Source organism: Mesorhizobium sp. M0815 (assembly GCF_040319995.1).
Lineage (GTDB): Bacteria > Pseudomonadota > Alphaproteobacteria > Rhizobiales > Rhizobiaceae > Mesorhizobium.
This window is the reverse complement of sequence record NZ_JAMYOU010000007.1, coordinates 1-17556: the sequence shown is the minus strand read 5'-3', so window position 1 is coordinate 17556 and position 17556 is coordinate 1. Positions and strand designations below refer to the sequence as shown.

Sequence of the window (17556 nt, the reverse complement as noted above, 5' to 3'; positions counted from 1 at the left end):
GGAGGATTGCGCTCGATCTGAAGATTGCAGCAGCAAGATCCGAACAGCCGCCAGACCTGGCGGCTTTTTTGTTTCAGCCGGCAGGTCTCCCAATCAGGAGCAGAAAGCCGTGTTGACCACCACAGACGATCTTCGGGTCAAGGAAATAAGGGAATTGAGTACGCCGGACGAGGTGATGCGGGAGATACCGCGCACACTGACGGCGACGCGGACCGTTGCCGCGTCACGCAATGCTGTCCATGCCGTGCTGACCGGCACCGACGACCGGCTGGTGGTCGTCGTCGGCCCCTGTTCGATCCACGACCCGGCCGCTGCCGTAGACTATGCCAGCCGCTTGGCATCGCTGCGAGAGAGCCTGTCGGACCGGCTGGAGATCGTGATGCGGGTGTATTTCGAGAAGCCGCGCACGACGGTCGGCTGGAAGGGCCTGATCAACGATCCCGACCTGGACGGCAGCTTCAACATCGACAAGGGGCTGCGGATGGCCCGCAACGTGCTCGCCGCCGTCAACAATCTCGGCCTGCCGGCGGCGACCGAATTCCTCGACATGGCCACCCCGCAATATATCGCCGACCTCGTCGCCTGGGGCGCGATCGGCGCGCGCACGACCGAGAGCCAGATCCATCGCGAACTGGCATCGGGCCTGTCCTGCCCGGTCGGCTTCAAGAACGGCACTGACGGCAATCTGCGGATCGCCGCCGAGGCGGTGAAATCGGCCGCCCAACCGCATCATTTCATGGCGGTGACGAAGGGCGGACGCAGCGCCATCGCGACGACTACCGGCAACGAGGACTGCCACGTCATCCTGCGCGGCGGCATTCAGCCCAATTATGACGCAACAAGCGTCGCGGCTGCCTGCGCGGAACTCGGCCGGATCGGCGTGGCGCCGCGGCTGATGATCGATGTCAGCCACGCCAACAGCAGCAAGAAGCCGGAAAACCAGCCAGGGGTGGCGGCTGACGTGGCTGGCCAGGTCGCGGCAGGCGACGAGCGCATCATCGGCGTCATGATCGAGAGCAACCTCGTCGCCGGCCGGCAGGACGTCGTGCCGGGCAAGCCGCTCGTCTATGGCCAGAGCATCACCGATGGCTGCATCGACTGGGCAGCCACCGAGACGGTGCTTCACGGCCTTGCCGACGCCGTCGAGCGGCGCCGGTCGGTGCGCCGAAGCATGATATCAAGCCGTTCAGGCGCCGCCTGAGCACTTCTCCTTCTCCCCTTGTGGGAGAAGGTGGATCGGCACGCAGCGCCGAGCCGGATGAGGGTGCTGGAAGAAACTCGGCGTAAAATATTGAGGGATTTTAAGCGCTTATTTCTTCGCTGTAGCGATCCGTCCAACACCCCTCATCCGACCGAGCTTCGCTCGGCCACCTTCACCCTCAAGGGGAGAAGGGGAAGCCAGCGCCGGGCTTACTACCGCACAGCGATCCAGCGCTGTTCCGCGAACGAGCGCGCCATCGCGTGCACCGTGCGCTCGATCTCCAGGCCTTCGTCGAAGTCGATGATCCGCGCCGGCTTGCCGGCAAGCCGCGTCAACAGTTCCCGGCATTCGATGATCTTGAGGTCATTAAAGCCAAGGCCGTGGCCGGGCGCCGGCAGGAAGGCGTCGTAAGGCCTGTGGTGCGGGGCAACCAGGACTGTCCGATAGCCTTGCTCCGTCGGTCGGTCGGCTGTCAGATAGAGCTGGAACTCGTTCATCCGCTCCTGGTCGTACAGGATCGAGCCCTTCGAACCAAAAATCTGGATGGCGATCCGGCCCTTGCGGCCCCAGGCCGAACGGTTGACCAGCAACGTGCCGGCAATGCCGTTTTCGAGATGCATCAGGATGCTGGCGATGTCATAGGTCTCGACGGCGCGGCGCCCGCCCGAGGCGACGCGGCGTTCGGCATAGGGCCTGGCCATGTCGCACATGACTCGGGCGACGCGGCCGAACAGTACCGCTATGAGCGACAGCGGATGCACGGCGAAATCGTCGAGCGCGCCGTAACCGGACGCCGCCTCGTGCTTCCAGAAGAACAGCGCCTCCGGATCGGCCATGAAGTCCTCGTCCATCTCGATACGCAGATGGTTGACCTCGCCGATGATCTTCTCGTCGAGCAGCGCGCCGATATGGCGGATCGCCGGGTTCTGAATATAGTTATAGCCCAGCGCGGCAACCTTGCCGGATTTCCGCGCGGCCGCAGCCATCGCTTGCGCCTCCGCAAAACTTGGCGCCATCGGTTTTTCACACCACAGATGCTTGCCGGCTTCGAGGATGGCGATGGCCATTTCCGGGTGGAACTGGTTCGGCGTAGTCAACGAGATGACATCGACGTCGGGATCGTCGACGACTGCGCGCCAGTCGCCGGAGGCCTTGGCGAAGCCGAATTCGCTGGCACGGCGTTTGGCAAGGTCCTCGTTGACCTCGCCCAGATGGACCAGCCTTGGCTTGTCGACATCGGGGAAGACGGTGCCGACCGCGTTCCAGGCAATGGCGTGGCACTTGCCCATGAAGCCCGTGCCGATAAGACCTACCCCGACCATCCGCTTGCCTCCCTGTGTGCAAAATTTTGTGTGGATGAATTAGTCCATTTTGTTTGCAAATGGAACGCTTGTCTCATTTTTTATGGTGTTCTTGCACAGGTCCGCTATGATGGGGCACAGAGGGAACCGACGATGAGCCTGGGCGGAGCGACGATGGACGAACGGGTGCCGCGCGATTTCGAAACGCTGCGGGCGACGATCCTGGAGCGGCGTCAGAGCCTGCCGAAACGTATCGCCCAGATCGCCGCCTATGCGCTCGACAACCCCGACGATATCGCCTTCGGCACCGCTGCCAGCATCGCCGCCTCCGCCGGTGTTCAGCCTTCGACCCTGATCCGCTTTGCCCAGCAGCTTGGCTTTGACGGTTTCACCAGCCTGCAGCTGGTGTTTCGCGAGCGCCTGCGCGAGCGCAACTCGTCCTACGATGAAAGGCTGGCGGCATTGCGCGCCAAGGCCGAGGAAGGCGCCGGGCACCGGGCGATTTTCGACGGTTTCGTCGCCGCAGCCAGCACCTCGCTCAACGACATTTCGCGCACGCTGAATGAAGACCATTTCGAAGACGCAATCGCCGTTCTGGCCAAGGCGGAAACCATTTATGTGCTGGCCAAGCGGCGCTCCTACCCGGTCGCCTCCTATATCGCCTATGCGTTGGGCAAGCTCAAGATCCGCAACCAGCTGATCGAATCGGCCGCCGGCCTGAACGCGGAGATGATCGGCTTTGCCTCTCCAAGGGATGCCGTCATCGCCATCAGCTTTTCGCCCTATGCCCCTGCCACCATCGAGGAGGCGCGCGTCATTTCGGAGCAAGGCGTGCCGATCGTGGCGATCACCGACAGCTCTTTTTCGCCGCTCGCCCAATTCGCCAGGGTCTGGTTCGAGGTCGCCGAGGCCGATTTCGCCGGCTTCCGCTCGCTGTCGGCGACGATGGCTTTGGCCATGGCGCTGACCGTTGCCGTCGGCGAGAAGCGGCGCGATAGCGGCCGCAAGCGCAAGGCCTAGATCACCTCTATTGCCGTTTCGCCTTCTGCCAAAAGCCGCGCTGCGTCGCGGGCAGGCGGCGACCCGAACTGGCGGGCATACTCCCGGCTGAACTGGGAAGCACTCTCATAGCCGACAGCGAAGGCGACACGCGCCACGTTGCCCGGCTGAGCAATCAGCAGATGGCGGGCTTCCAGCAAGCGGATTTGCTTTTGATACTGGATTGGGCTCATGGCCGTCGCCGCCTTGAAGTGACGATAAAACGCAGCACTGCTCATATGGGCGATCTCGGCCAGATCGCCGACCCGGACCGGCTGATGGGGGTGCGAACGGATCCAGGCGATCGCCCTGCCGATCCGGGACAGATGGCCATCGGCGCGCGCAAGTTCACGAAGCTTTCCGCCCTGGGGGCCTTGCAGGAGCCGAAACAGCATCTCCCGCTCGAGCATGGTCGCGAGCACGGGAATCTCCGCTGGCCGGTCAAGCAACCGCATCATTCGACGCAACGCGTCGAGCAGATCGTCATCAACGGGAGTGGTGGAGAAGAAACTGTCGCCACCGAGGGCTGGCGCGTGCTCGACGAGGAGCGCGGCGACGGCTTGCAGGTCAAGGGTCAAGCCAATGGCCAGATAAGGACGCGCCGCGCTCGCTTCGACTATCTGGCTGATAGTGGGCGTCTCGACAGTGTAGATGAAATAGCTGGCCGGCTTGTAACGAAGAGCCCGGGAGCCGATCAGGACCGTCTTTGCGCCCTGCAATACGAATAAGATCCCCGACCCCCACACACCCGGCAATGGTGCCGTGGCGACTTCGCTGCAGCCGATCGAAACGCGGGGAACCGCCGTTCTTGTTCGTCGCCCGCGCGCATGGCGGCCGGCGATCTCGATCAACTCCTGCAGCGCCTCGTTCATTGCGCCAGCATCGCGCATTCACGCTGGCCGCGCAACAGCGTGAGAGGATTAGGCAAGAGCCTGAGAATTTCCGGCGCGCGGCGCCCGCTGCCTCGCGCCATTTGTGGGTCTTCCACAAGAAAAATGGAGAGACCGAAATGACGACTTCGAAGACCGCGCTGGTGACCGGCGCCAACAAGGGTATAGGCCGCGAAATCGCCCGGCGACTGGCGACCATGGGCTTCAAGGTCTGGCTCGGCGCCAGGAGCGCCGAACGCGGCATGGCGGCGGCGCAGGCATTGTGCGCGGAAGGCCTCGACGCAGAGTGGCTTGAGCTGGACGTCACGAGGGATGACAGTGTGAAGGCGGCAGCCAAGGCGCTCGGGCAGGCCAGCCCCTGCCTCGACGTGCTGGTGAACAACGCCGGCGTCGCCATCAATTACGACCTGCCGCCGAGCCAGCAGCGGATCGCCGACATCCAGGCCACCTACGACGTCAATGTCTTCGGCCCGATCCGCGTGACACAGGCATTCCTGCCGCTGCTGCTGGCAGCACCTGCTGCCCGTATCGTGATGGTGAGCAGCTCCACCGGGTCCATCGGCCGGGCGCTCGATCCCGCCACCGCGAATCACGCCGTCAATATGATGGGCTACGGCAGCTCCAAGACAGCCTTGAACGCCATCACCGTGGGCTTCGCCAGGGAGCTCGCGCTCCAGGGCATCAAGGTCAACGCCGCGGCGCCCGGCTATACCGCCACCGATCTCAATGGGTATAAAGGTCAGCGCACGGTGCAGCAGGCAGCCGAGATCGTCATTCACCTGGCGACCCTGGACGCCAATGGCCCGACCGCCGGGTACTTCAACGATGACGGCCCGCTTCCTTGGTAAATCAGCTGGTTTCAGCGGCAGACGCTTGACGTTCGTCTGACTTCAAAGTTTCTCACCGCGCCGGCCTTTGCAGAGCACTTTTCGGCCTTGGGAATGCTCGTTCCATATTGACTATGGATTGGAATTATTATTTCATATTACCGGCGCCACGCTGCCGCTCGCGCGTGTTACCCAAGACAACAAAGCCGATGGGAGGTTCGAATGGGCGAAGCCGTGGAAGCGAGACATGCGCCGCTCGACATCATCACGATCGGCCGTGCGTCCGTCGATCTCTACGGCCAGCAGATCGGCTCGCGCCTGGAAGATATCACCTCCTTTGCCAAGTCGGTCGGCGGCTGTCCAGCCAATATCGCGGTCGGCACTGCCAGGCTCGGCCTGCGCTCGGCGTTGCTCACCCGCGTCGGCAATGAGCAGATGGGCCGCTTCATCCGCGAGCAGCTGACCCGCGAGGGCGTTTCGGTCCAAGGCCTCAAGACCGATCCGGAGCGGCTGACCGCCCTGGTGCTGCTGTCGGTCGAGGATGAGGGCGTCTCGCCGATGATCTTCTATCGCAGCGATTGCGCCGACATGGCGCTTTCGGAAGACGATATCGATGAGGCCTTCATTGCTTCAGCACGCGCGGTCGTCGTCACCGGCACGCATTTTTCACGGCCCAACAGCGACGCCGCGCAACGCAAGGCGATCCGTGTCATGAAGGCCAAGGGCGGCAAGGTGGTGTTCGACATCGACTACCGCCCTAACCTGTGGGGCCTCGCCGGCCATGCCGAAGGCTTCGAGCGCTATGTGAAATCCGACCGCGTCTCGGCGCAGTTGAAGACGGTGCTGCCCGACTGCGATCTCATCGTCGGCACCGAAGAGGAGATCATGATCGCCTCCGGCGCAGACGATTGCCTGAGCGCGCTGAAAACCATCCGCTCGCTGTCGACGGCGACCATAGTGCTGAAGCGCGGTGCCATGGGCTGCATCGTCTATGACGGGCCGATCAGCGACGATCTCGAGGACGGTATCGTCGGCAAGGGGTTTCCGATCGAGGTCTACAATGTGCTCGGCGCCGGCGACGCTTTCATGTCGGGCTTCCTGCGCGGCTGGCTCGGCGAGGAAAGCCTGGCGACGGCCGCGACCTGGGCCAATGCCTGCGGCGCCTTTGCCGTATCGCGGCTGCTCTGCGCACCTGAATACCCGACTTTCGAGGAATTGCAGTTCTTCCTGAAAAACGGCAGCAAGCATCTGGCGCTGCGCAAGGACGAGGCGATCAACCACATCCATTGGGCGACCACGCGCCGGCGCGACATCCCCTCTCTGATGGCGTTCGCCTGCGACCACCGCGTCCAGCTGGAGGACGTCGCGGCAAAGGCCGGCGCCGATCCGTCGCGAATCCCGGCTTTCAAGGTGCTGACGGTCAAGGCTGCGGCAAAGGTCGCGGCTGGCCGCGGCGGCTATGGCATGCTGCTCGACGAAAAATACGGGCGCGAGGCGATGTTCGAATTCGCCCACCATTCCTTCGCCTGGCTCGGCCGGCCGGTCGAGTTGCCGGGTTCGCGGCCGCTTCGCTTCGAGTTCTCGCAAGACATAGGCTCGCAACTGACCGAATGGCCGGTCGACCACTGCATCAAATGCCTGTGCTTCTATCATCCCGACGATCCCGCGGCGCTGAAGAGCGAACAGCAGCAGAAACTGCGCGCTTTGTTCGAGGCCGCGCGGAAAGTGGGGAGAGAACTTCTGGTCGAGATCATAGCCGGCAAGCACGGCAAGCTCGACGACATGACCATCCCGCGGGCGCTTGAGGAACTCTACGCACTCGGCATCAAGCCCGACTGGTGGAAGCTCGAACCGCAGGCATCGACCGGCGCATGGGCAAAGATCGAGGCGGTGATCCTGAAGAACGATCCGTGGTGCCGCGGGATTGTACTGCTGGGTTTGGAAGCACCGCAGGACGAATTGGAAGCGGCCTTCGCCGCCACCGCCAAGGCGCCCATCGTCAAGGGTTTCGCTGTCGGCCGTACCATCTTCATCAACGCGGCCGAACAATGGCTTGCCGGCAAGATGTCGGACGATGAGGCGGTTGCCGACATGGCGTCGCGCTTCGAGAGGCTGACCGAGGCATGGCTTGCCGTGCGCGGCCGCAAAGCAGCATAAGAAGGCGCGGCATAAGGACTGCGGAGGAAAACGACATGACCAAGACAATCCGCCTGACGATGGCGCAGGCGCTGACCCGCTTTCTTGCCCAACAGATGGCCGAGATCGACGGCAAGAAAGTGCCGATCTTCGGCGGCGTCTGGGCAATCTTCGGCCACGGCAATGTCGCCGGCGTCGGCGAGGCGCTCTACCAGGTCCGCGACGAATTGCCGACGTTCCGTGCCCATAACGAGCAAGCGATGGCGCATGCGGCGATCGCCTATGCCAAGTCCAATTTCCGCCGCCGCTTCATGGCGGCGACCAGTTCGATCGGCCCTGGCGCGCTGAATATGGTGACGGCGGCAGCACTTGCGCATGTAAACAGGTTGCCTGTCCTGTTTCTGCCCGGCGACGTCTTCGCCAATCGCATTCCCGATCCCGTCCTGCAGCAAGCCGAGGATTTTTCCGACGGTACGGCGACGGTCAATGACTGCCTCAGGCCGGTGTCGCGCTATTTCGACCGCATCACCCGGCCGGAGCAGATCATGCCGGCGCTCAACCGCGCCATGCAGGTGCTGACCGATCCGGCTGAGTGTGGCCCGGTAACGCTGGCGCTGTGCCAGGACGTGCAGGCCGAGGCCTATGATTATCCCGAGAGTTTCTTTGCCGAGCGGCTCTGGACCCAGCGGCGAGCGCGCCCGGACCGCCAAGAGTTAGCAGCTGCAGTGGCGGCGCTGAAGAGCGCGAAGAAGCCATTGGTGATTGCCGGCGGTGGCGTGCTCTATTCGCAAGCGTCGGATGAATTGGCGAAGCTGGCGCAAGACGCTGGCATTCCGGTGTGCGAGACGCAAGGCGGCAAATCCTCGCTGCCCGACGATCATCCGCTGAACATGGCGGCGGTCGGCGTTACCGGCACTTCGGCTGCCAACAGGCTGGCCGAAGAGGCCGACGTCGTGCTTGCCGTCGGCACCAGGCTGCAGGATTTCACCACTGGCTCCTGGGCGTTGTTCAAGAATTCCGGCAAGACCATGATCGGGCTCAACGTCCAGCCTTTCGATGCCGGAAAGCACCAGGCGCTGCCGCTGGTCGCCGATGCGGCTGAAGGGCTCGCCGAACTCGGTGCGGCGCTGAAAGGCTGGAAAGCTCCTTCTGGCTGGACCGACAATGCGATCAGCGGCAAGAAGGACTGGCAGGCGGATGCCGGCAAGGTGACGGCGTCGACCAATGCCGCCTATCCGTCCGACGCGCAGGTGATCGGCGCCGTACAGCGCGCCATGGGCTCCGGCGTGGTACTGCTCCATGCCGCCGGCGGCTTGCCCGGCGAATTGCACAAGCTATGGCAGGCGGGCGCGCCCGGCTCCTATCATGCCGAATACGGCTTCTCGACCATGGGCTACGAAATCGCCGGCGGGGTTGGGGGCAAGATGGCCAAGCCCGACGAGGAGGTTGTGGTGATGATCGGCGACGGCTCCTACCTGATGCTCAATTCCGAGGTCGCTACGTCGGTGATGCTCGGCCTCAAGCTGACCATCGTGCTGCTCGACAACCGCGGCTATGGCTGCATCAACCGGCTGCAGATGGCGACCGGCGGCGCCAACTTCAACAATTTGCTGAAGGACGCTCGTCACGAGACCTTGCCCGAGATCGACTTCGCCGCGCATGCTGCAAGCATGGGTGCGATTGCCGAAAAAGTGGCGTCGATCGCCGGGCTGGAAACGGCCCTGGCGCAAGCGAAGAAGAATACGCGAACGACCGTGCTGGTCATCGACACCGACCCGCTGGCTTCGACCGAGGCCGGTGGAAGCTGGTGGGATGTCGCAGTGCCGGAAGTCTCGGCACGGCCGCAAGTGAACGCGGCGCGCAAGAAATATGAGGAAGCGCTGAGCGGGCGGCGGTTTTAACGCGCCCGCCAACGCCGCCTCGAATGTCAGAAATTGGAGTGACGACTTGAAAGCCAAACTGGGCATGTCCCCGATTGCATGGTGGAACGACGATCTTGCCGAACTCAGCGATGATGTGTCGCTGGAGGAGTGCCTGCGCCAGTCGCGCTCGGCTGGCTTTACCGGCATGGAAATGGGCCGCCGCTTTCCCAACGATCCGGAGATCATGCTGCCGATCCTGAAAGAGGCCGACGTGACGCTGTGCGGCGGCTGGTTCTCCGGGACGCTGGTCGACGAAGACATGGCGAAGAACAAGGTTCGTATCCAGCCGATGATCGACCTGTTCAAGGCGGTGAATGCGCCCTGCATCGTCTATGGTGAAGTCGGCCGTTCCATCCAGGGCGACCGCTCGAAACCGCTTGCCATCAAGCCGAGGCTGTCGGACGATGAGATGAAAGCCTACGCTAGGCGGCTAACCGAGTTCGGCGAATGGTGTGCCGGGCAAGGCATGCCGCTCTCCTACCATCATCATATGGCGGCGGTGATCGAGACCGAGCCGGAGCTCGACGCTTTCATGCGCTATTCGGGAGAGGGCATTCCGCTGCTGCTCGATGCCGGTCACCTGGCCTTTGCCGGCGGCGATGTGCTGCGCGCGATAGACAACCACCACCGGCGCATCAACCACGTGCATGTCAAGGACGTACGCATGCAGGTGATCCAAAAGCTGGATCGCAACAAGCAATCCTTCCTCGACGCGGTAGCACTTGGTGCCTTCACCGTGCCGGGAGATGGATCGCTGGATTTTGGCGCCATCGTCCAGAGGCTCGCCAACCACGGCTATGAAGGCTGGTTCGTGGTCGAGGCCGAGCAGGATCCGAAGAAGAACCCGCCACTCAAGATGGCACAGGTCGGCTACAAGGAATTGATGCGGGTGATGACGGCGGCCGGCTATACGGTTGAGACACTGGGCTTTCCCAATGCTTGAGAGTTCGCGAGGAAGGGCTGACCCGATGCCGGCGTTTATCCGATGAAAGACTCCGAGCACCCGTTTTTCCGGCCTTTGTGGCGGCGCGTCGCCATTGTCGCGGTCTGCCTGGTCTGGTCGGTGATCGAATTCGCTACCGGCACGCCGTTCTGGGGCGTGATCGCGCTCGGCTTCGCCGGCTATGCGGTCTGGCAGTTTTTCTACCTCTACAAACCGGCCGACGAAGACAAGCCATCGGCAAACGCCAAACCGAAGGAATGACCATGTCGAAGCTGCTCGTCAAAGCCAATAAGGGCCACGGCCGCATAGCCCATGTGACGCCGCAAAACGCCGGCTGGACCTATGTCGGCTTCGATCTGCATCGGCTGAGGCCCGGCGACACCGCTTCCGGGCAAACCGCGGATCGTGAGGTCTGTCTGGTATTCGTCACCGGCAAGGGCAAGGTCAAGGCCGGCGGCAAGGATCTCGGGCTCCTGGGCGAACGCATGTCGCCGTTCGAGGGCAAGCCGTGGTCGGTCTATGTGCCGCAGGGCTCGGAGTGGTCGGTGAGCGCCGATACCGATCTCGAACTCGCCGTGTGCTCGGCGCCGGCGCTTGGCGGCGGTCTGCCGGTCCGCATCATTGCGCCGAAGGATCTCGGCCAGGAGACCCGCGGCAAAGGCACCAACACGCGCTACGTCACCAACGTCCTGCCGGAGGGCGAGCCGGCCGATTCCCTGCTGGTGGTCGAGGTCATCACGCCCGGCGGCCACACATCGAGCTATCCGCCGCACAAGCACGACCAGGACAATCTGCCGGCCGAATCCTATCTCGAAGAGACCTATTACCACCGCCTCAATCCGCCGCAGGGCTTTGCTTTCCAGCGCGTCTACACCGATGCCGACCAGAACGGCTCTCGTTCGCTCGACGAGGCGATGGCGATCGAGGACGGCGACGTCGTGCTGGTACCCAAGGGTTATCACCCCTGCGCCGCCTGCCACGGCTATGATCTCTATTATCTCAACGTCATGGCCGGACCGAAGCGGACGTGGAAATTCCACAACGCGCCCGAGCACGAATGGCTGATGGCCTGACCGTTTCCCCTTCGCTTCTCAACCGCTGGTCCAAGCCGAAAAAATCGTCGGCTAATGACCAGGCTGTGTCGTTTGTTACCGAAAACGCTGCAAAGCTTCGTCATTTCGTCATGCAAATCGCCTATGGCAGCGGGGCTGACGAGGAACTTCGATGCGCTACGCGATCTATTTCACCCCCCTGCAGGACGAACCGCTGGCGCGGATCGCCGCCAATTGGCTCGGCCGTGATCCCTTCGGTGCCGCCACGAGGCCGGTCGAGGCGGTGGGCGAGTTGTCGGCAGCGGAAGTTGCCTTCCATACCGCCTCGGCGCGCCGCTACGGCTTTCATGCGACGCTGAAGGCGCCCTTCCGGCTGGCTTCAAACGAGACGGAGGCCTCGCTTCGCGCCGCACTCGACGATTTTGCCGAGGCGACGCCGGTGGTGACGGGCCCGCGTCTCGTCGTCAGCCAAATCGACAGCTTTTTCGCGCTCGTGCCGGAAGCACCGCTGCCGGGGCTCAACCGTTTCGCCGATGATGTGGTGCGCGGCTTCGACCGCTTTCGCGCGCCGCTGACAGACGCGCAGATTGAACGCCGCAGCCCCGACTCGCTGAAGCCCGATGAGTTCCGCAATCTCTGCCAATGGGGCTACCCCTATGTCTTCGAGACGTTTCGTTTCCATATGACCCTGTCCGGCCGGGTGTCGTCACAGGAAAGCCCTCGTCTTCGCCGAGCAATCGACAGCCTGTTTGCGGACGTGCTGCAACGGCCGGTGCCGGTGGACGCGCTGACGCTGTTTGTCGAAACTGAGCCGGGTGCGCCGTTCATGGTGCTGTCCCATCACGCGCTCGGGCGCCCGGCCAGAAGAACTGCCTGAGATGACTATTTGCTTTAACCGCATTGTGCGACGCCAATCCATTTTCAGTTGGCTGCAAAATGCTCCGAGGACTGCCTGAAATGACCGCCGAGACCGTTCTTGACAACGCCCGCATCGTGCTTGCCGACCAGATCGTCGAAGGGTCGATCGTGCTGCGCGACGGCGTGATCGCCGACATTGCTCCCGGCGCTGGCCGCAGCGGCAAGGACATGGGCGGCGACTTCATCATCCCTGGGCTGGTCGAGCTCCACACCGACCATCTCGAAGGCCATTACGCGCCACGGCCGAAAGTGCGCTGGAACCCGATCGCCGCGGTGCTCGCCCATGACGCGCAGGTGGCAACCGCCGGCATCACCACCGTGCTCGACGCCTTGCGCGTCGGCATGGACGAGGACGCCGACCTGACAGCGGCCGACATACGCAAGCTGGCCGAGGCGATTGAGGACAGCGTCCAGCAGGACCGGCTCAGGGCCGACCATTTCATCCATCTGCGCTGCGAGGTTTCGGCGCCGGACTGCCTCACAGCCTTCGCCAATTTCGACGGCGACGAGCGGGTCAGGCTGGCGTCGCTGATGGACCACGCGCCGGGACAGCGGCAATTCGTCGATCTCGAAACCTATGCGTATTACTACCAGCGCAAGCTGAAGCTGACCGACCGCGATTTCCAGAAATTCTGCGAAAAGCGGATGGCGGAATCGGCGAAGAACTCGAGCCCGAACCGCAGCTTCATCGCCGCTGCCTGCAAAGAGCGCGGTATCGTGCTCGCCAGCCATGACGACGCAACCGTCAGCCATGTCGATGAAGCGATCGAGCAAGGCGTCCGTGTCGCCGAGTTCCCGACCACCGAGGAGGCGGCTCGGGCTTCGAAAGAGGCAGGGCTCGGCGTTTTGATGGGCGCGCCGAACGTCATGCGCGGCGCTTCGCATTCGGGCAATGTCTCGGCCCGCACACTGGCCGGCGACGGCCTGCTCGATATCCTGTCATCGGACTACATTCCGTTCAGCCTGATCCAGTCGGCCTTTTTCCTCGGCGACGTGGTCGAGGGCATCTCGTTGCCTCAGGCAGTGGCGATGGTGTCGAAGAACCCGGCCGAGGCGGTCGGCCTCACCGATCGCGGTGTCATCGAGCCCGGCCGGCGCGCCGATCTGGTTCGCGTGCGCGTCGACGATCACGTCCCGGTTGTCCGCACGGTGTGGCGGCAGGGACGGCGGGTCGCATGATGGTGTCGGCATCGGTCGAGCGTGAATTGTCCGCCGCGGGATTTCCAATCCGCGACGGTGTCTTCGTCGCCGTCGTCGGACCGAGCGGTGCCGGCAAGGACACGGTGATCGGCTATGCGCGCGCCATGTTTGCCGACGAGAGCCGACTGGAGTTCGTTCGCCGGGTGATCACCCGGCCGAGCGATGCGGCCACCGAGGATCACGATACGCTAGCCGACGCTGCCTTCGTCGAGGCCGAAGCGGATGGCGCCTTCGCGATTTCCTGGGAGGCGCATGGCCTGCGCTATGGCATCCCGGCCGAAGTCGACTGGTCAGTCTCCAACGGCCGTGTCGCGATCGCCAACGTCTCGCGCGCGATCATCCCGACGCTGCGGGACTGCTACGCCAATCTGGCTATCGTCGAGATCACGGCTGCACCGGAGATCCTGGCCGAGCGGCTGGCCTTGCGCGGGCGCGAGTCGCGCGGCGAAGTGCTGGCACGGCTGGCGCGCAGCGCCAATGTGGCGCTGTCCGGACCGGGCGTCACCTCCATCGACAATAGCGGCCCTCGTGAAGCCGCCGGCGAGCGCTTCACCGAGGTGCTGCGCAAGGCCATGGCCTTCTCCGACATGTCGGGCCTCATCTAAGGAGCGCCCATCCGATGCATTCGGGATGGGCGCTACTTGTCTAACCCATATCTTTTTGGAAACCGGTATCCACTGTTCGGGATCATGGCCTCATGCGGCGTGCCGGTCCCGACCAGCGTGATGAGTATCCGTGCTAGTGGTTGTCGAAGGCTTCGCTGGTGCATCCGCCGGTGTATCCAGAACTGCAACGTGATGCCGATAGACCATCTCCCAGCCCTTCCAGCCGGTGAACAGCAGTATGCAGACCACTATGAACGACAACAGCGCGCCCCACGGTCGGACCGCGGCCTCGGCGCCTTGGGCATAGCGAAGGTAGAAATTGATCAGTGCCACAACGACCGCGGTCAAGTTGCCCAGCATGTGGTACCAGGCGTCGGACAAGGCGCGAATGCGCGGCTCGTTGAGAAAGTCGATGAAACCGGCTGTGGCAGCGAGAAGCGCCATTACGATAGCTGCCCCGATCAGCCACATCGATGCCCGTGCCCAGAAGGCGTCGGCAGTCCCCCAGAAAACCAGGTCGGTGACAAAGGCACCGACAAGAAACGCGACAGGAAAAGGTATCAGCATCGGGTGGAGGGGGTGAGTTCCTACCTTTGCGGTACTTACTGGATTCATGGGCATGGGACGCCTCCGCGTAGCAAAGCTTAAATAAACGCTCAGATACGGGTTTCGTTCCAAATAGAGATTAACCTGAATTGCTGTCGCGAAGCTCAGGCTGACCTTTTCATGCCTGCCAATGGCAGTCGGCGTATTTCATCCAGCTATTTTTGCGTCATTCCGCGGCAGCACCCGCCACGCCCTTGCGGGTGGCTTCCAGCATCCGCCGCCGCGCCCTGAACACGCCCCATTGCTGGTCGACCAGAACGCCGATGAGGATCACCCCGCCCATCACGGCGAAGTTGAGCGAGGACGGGATACCGAGCAGGTTGACGAGGTTCTGCAACTCCTGCAGCAGCACCGTGCCGAGCAGGACGCCGATCAGCGAGCCTTCGCCGCCGCGCAGCGAGAAGCCGCCGAGCACCGCTGCCGCGATGGCGTAGAGCTCGTAGAACTGGCCGTGGCTCGCCGGCGAGATCGAGCGTGTGTACATGGCGAAATAGATAGCCGACAGCGCCGTCAGCACGCCGCAGATGACATAGGCGGCCATGACGATGCGGCCGGTGCGGATGCCGGAATATTTCGCCGCTTCCTCGTTCTTGCCGATGGCGTAGAGATATCGCCCGAACACCGAACGGTGCAGCACCACCCACATGACGACGGCGATGACGATCAGCGCGATGAAACTGTTCGGCACGCCCCAGGACCGCCCCGCCGTCAGGAACTCGAGTTCCGGGAAGTTCTGTCCGAAGGCAAAGCCGGCGGTGCCGTCGGCGGTATAGAAGCGCGCCACGCCGCGATAGATCAGCAGGCCGCACAAGGTCACCACGAAAGGCTGCAATTTGAGCCGGGTGATCAGCCAGCCATGCGCCAGCCCGATGATGCCGCCGAGCACCAGGATCAGCGGCAGGGCGACCGGCCAGGCCATGCCGCGCGTGGCGATGAAGTCGATGAACAGCACGCCGAGCAGCGCAACCACCGAGCCGACCGACAATTCGATGCCGCCGGTGATGATGACGAAAGCCTGGCCGATCGACAGGATGCCGAACAACCCGATCAGGTTCGAGGTGTTGGCGAGATTGATCGGCAGCAGGAAGCGCGGGTTGATGATCGCTACCACCGCGCCGACCGCCAGGATCAGGATCAGCAGGCCGAGATCTTTCTTGCTCATCGTCGTCTCCCAATGCCGGCGAACTATTTCGGCTGCTTGCCGACCGCCAGCAGCAGCACGTTTTCCTGGCTGAACCGTTCCTTGTCGAGAATGCCGGAGATCTGGCCTTCATGCATGACGGCGATGCGGTCGGAAACACCGATCACCTCCTCCATGTCGCTGGAGATCATCAGCACGGCGACGCCGGCATCGGCCAGCGCCCGCATCAGCCCGTAGATCTCGGCCTTGGCGCCAATGTCGATGCCGCGTGTCGGCTCGTCGAGGATCATCACCTTCGGCTTCATCGCCAGCCATTTGGCCAGCACGACCTTTTGCTGGTTGCCGCCCGACAGCGTGCCGGTACGCGTCTGCACGGAGGGCGCCCTGATGCCCAGATCGGTCTTCTGTTTCTCGGCGGTGGCGGCCTCGGCGCTGGCCGAGACCAGCGAGCGCCGCGAATGCGCCGGCAGATTGGGCAGCGAGATGTTCTGGGCAATCGACAGATCGAGCAGGATGCCGGTCAGCTTGCGGTCTTCCGGGACGAGGAAAATACCGTTGGCCACTGCGTCCGCGGCCGAACCAAGAACCCGATCTTTTCCGTCAAGTTGGAACGAGCCGCCAAAGCTCTTGTCGATGCCGAACAGCACGCGCGCCAGCTCCGTCCGACCGGAGCCGACGAGACCGGCAAGGCCGAGGATCTCGCCATGCCTGACGTCGAGGTCGACGGGCCGGTCGGGATAGGCGGCGGTGCGAATGGCCTTGACCGACAGCGCGACAGAGCCCGGCGGGCGCGCCGATTCTGCGGCCTTCTCCCTCTCCTTGAGCATGCGGCCGATCATCAGCTTGACCATCTGGTCGTGATTGATGGCGCTCTTCGGCAAAGTTCCGGCGAGCATGCCGTCCCTGAGCACGACGACGCGGTCGGCGACGCGCTCGACCTCGTGCAGGCGGTGTGAGATGAAAATGACGCTGATGCCGTCTGCCTTCAGCGCCTTGATGACACCAAGCAGCTTGTCGGTTTCGGCGATCGGCAGGCTCGAGGTCGGCTCGTCGAGGATAACCAGCCTTGCCTTGATCGACAGCGCCTTGGCGATCTCGACCATTTGCTGCTGGGCCAGCGACAGCGCCGATACCGGCGTATCGGCCGAGAAATTGGCGCCCACGCGTTTGAGCAGCGGCGCCGCCAGCGCTCGCAGCCTGGCGCGGTCGACCAGCTTGAGCGGGCCGGCGCGCAGCGGTTCGCGGCCGAAGAAGATATTGGCGGCAACGTCGAGGTTTTCGAACAGGTTGAGTTCCTGGTGGACGAAGGCGATGCCCGAACCGATGCTGGCCTCGACAGTCAGCCCGTCATGGGCGGCGCCATCGACAATGATGGTGCCGGTGTCCGGCCTGGTGACGCCGCCGAGGATCTTCATCAGCGTCGATTTGCCGGCGCCGTTTTCGCCGACCAGGCCGATGACCTCGCCGGGCCTGACCTCGATCGAGAACCCGTCCAGCGCGACAACGCCGGGATAGGTCTTGCGCACACCGTTGAGGCTCAGGAACGGAGCGTCCGTGGATGCAACGATGGATGGGTCGGAATAATTCATCACGCCTGACAGCAGCCGGTGAGCCGTTTTGGACTCAGACTGACGGGCCTCGCGAGGCCCGTCAATAGAACGCCGGCGCAAGGCGCACCGTGGGGCGGCGCAACCGAGGTTGGTGAGTTTGCAGACATCGCCGTGGGGGGGGGGGGGGTGGCGTGGACATCGTGCGTGGCGGTGATAGTGGTGGGGG

At 63.4% G+C, this 17556-nt stretch carries 16 protein-coding genes; 11 read left to right on the top strand and 5 right to left on the bottom strand.

Going from position 1 to position 17556, the window contains the following annotated elements; all coding sequences use genetic code 11:
* Nucleotides 1-109: 109 nt before the first annotated feature.
* Nucleotides 110-1201 carry a 3-deoxy-7-phosphoheptulonate synthase gene (locus tag NKI01_RS10475; protein WP_352963085.1) on the top strand — a complete coding sequence of 364 codons (1092 nt, stop codon included), beginning with the start codon at nt 110-112 and terminating at the stop codon, nt 1199-1201.
* Nucleotides 1202-1413: 212 nt separating this feature from the next.
* Here the strand turns inward: NKI01_RS10475 and NKI01_RS10470 are convergent, their stop codons facing one another.
* Nucleotides 1414-2523 carry a Gfo/Idh/MocA family protein gene (locus tag NKI01_RS10470; RefSeq protein WP_023718239.1) on the bottom strand — a complete coding sequence of 370 codons (1110 nt, stop codon included), beginning with the start codon at nt 2521-2523 and terminating at the stop codon, nt 1414-1416.
* A 153-nt stretch (nt 2524-2676) separates the two neighbouring features.
* Here NKI01_RS10470 and NKI01_RS10465 point away from each other — a divergent pair, with 153 nt between their 5' ends.
* Nucleotides 2677-3522, top strand: a complete 846-nt coding sequence (locus NKI01_RS10465; protein WP_352484502.1) for a MurR/RpiR family transcriptional regulator — start codon at nt 2677-2679, stop codon at nt 3520-3522.
* Here NKI01_RS10465 and NKI01_RS10460 read toward each other — a convergent pair.
* A complete protein-coding gene (locus tag NKI01_RS10460; protein ID WP_023718237.1) occupies nt 3519-4412 on the bottom strand; it encodes an AraC family transcriptional regulator in 894 nt (297 codons plus the stop codon). The genes NKI01_RS10465 and NKI01_RS10460 overlap by 4 nt on opposite strands.
* A gap of 137 nt (nt 4413-4549) precedes the next feature.
* On the opposite strand from NKI01_RS10460, the gene NKI01_RS10455 reads away from it, so the two are divergent.
* The 9 genes from NKI01_RS10455 (at nt 4550) to phnN (ending at nt 14033) form a co-directional block, all read left to right on the top strand.
* The gene (locus NKI01_RS10455; protein WP_023718236.1) at nt 4550-5278 is read left to right on the top strand and encodes an SDR family NAD(P)-dependent oxidoreductase; all 729 of its coding nucleotides are present in this window, start codon (nt 4550-4552) and stop codon (nt 5276-5278) included.
* 201 nt (nt 5279-5479) lie between these two features.
* Nucleotides 5480-7414, top strand: coding sequence for a bifunctional 5-dehydro-2-deoxygluconokinase/5-dehydro-2-deoxyphosphogluconate aldolase (locus NKI01_RS10450; protein WP_023718235.1), 1935 nt, complete (start codon nt 5480-5482; stop codon nt 7412-7414).
* A 35-nt stretch (nt 7415-7449) separates the two neighbouring features.
* Entirely contained in the window at nt 7450-9294 is a 1845-nt protein-coding gene (gene iolD, locus NKI01_RS10445) for a 3D-(3,5/4)-trihydroxycyclohexane-1,2-dione acylhydrolase (decyclizing) (RefSeq protein WP_352963082.1), read from the top strand.
* A gap of 46 nt (nt 9295-9340) precedes the next feature.
* The gene (gene iolE / locus NKI01_RS10440) at nt 9341-10258 is read left to right on the top strand and encodes a myo-inosose-2 dehydratase (protein WP_023718233.1); all 918 of its coding nucleotides are present in this window, start codon (nt 9341-9343) and stop codon (nt 10256-10258) included.
* Nucleotides 10259-10300: 42 nt separating this feature from the next.
* A complete protein-coding gene (locus tag NKI01_RS10435) occupies nt 10301-10519 on the top strand; it encodes a DUF3329 domain-containing protein (RefSeq protein WP_023718232.1) in 219 nt (72 codons plus the stop codon).
* Nucleotides 10520-10521: 2 nt separating this feature from the next.
* On the top strand, nt 10522-11331 hold the full coding sequence (gene iolB / locus NKI01_RS10430) for a 5-deoxy-glucuronate isomerase (protein WP_352495021.1): 810 nt from the start codon (nt 10522-10524) through the stop codon (nt 11329-11331).
* Between the two features lie 151 nt (nt 11332-11482).
* Entirely contained in the window at nt 11483-12187 is a 705-nt protein-coding gene (locus tag NKI01_RS10425; protein ID WP_352963079.1) for a DUF1045 domain-containing protein, read from the top strand.
* A gap of 80 nt (nt 12188-12267) precedes the next feature.
* Nucleotides 12268-13407 (top strand): alpha-D-ribose 1-methylphosphonate 5-triphosphate diphosphatase, encoded by a 1140-nt coding sequence (locus NKI01_RS10420; protein WP_352495023.1) that lies wholly within the window; start codon nt 12268-12270, stop codon nt 13405-13407.
* A complete protein-coding gene (gene phnN / locus NKI01_RS10415; RefSeq protein WP_352963076.1) occupies nt 13404-14033 on the top strand; it encodes a phosphonate metabolism protein/1,5-bisphosphokinase (PRPP-forming) PhnN in 630 nt (209 codons plus the stop codon). Before NKI01_RS10420 ends, phnN begins: the two co-directional genes overlap by 4 nt.
* 90 nt (nt 14034-14123) lie before the next feature.
* On the opposite strand, the gene NKI01_RS10410 is transcribed toward phnN, so the two are convergent.
* The 3 genes from NKI01_RS10410 to NKI01_RS10400 form a co-directional block, all read right to left on the bottom strand.
* The gene (locus NKI01_RS10410; protein ID WP_352640268.1) at nt 14124-14654 is read right to left on the bottom strand and encodes a DUF2231 domain-containing protein; all 531 of its coding nucleotides are present in this window, start codon (nt 14652-14654) and stop codon (nt 14124-14126) included.
* 151 nt (nt 14655-14805) lie between these two features.
* Nucleotides 14806-15801, bottom strand: coding sequence for an ABC transporter permease (locus NKI01_RS10405; protein ID WP_023718226.1), 996 nt, complete (start codon nt 15799-15801; stop codon nt 14806-14808).
* Between the two features lie 23 nt (nt 15802-15824).
* On the bottom strand, nt 15825-17369 hold the full coding sequence (locus tag NKI01_RS10400; RefSeq protein ID WP_352846938.1) for a sugar ABC transporter ATP-binding protein: 1545 nt from the start codon (nt 17367-17369) through the stop codon (nt 15825-15827).
* Nucleotides 17370-17556: the final 187 nt, after the last annotated feature.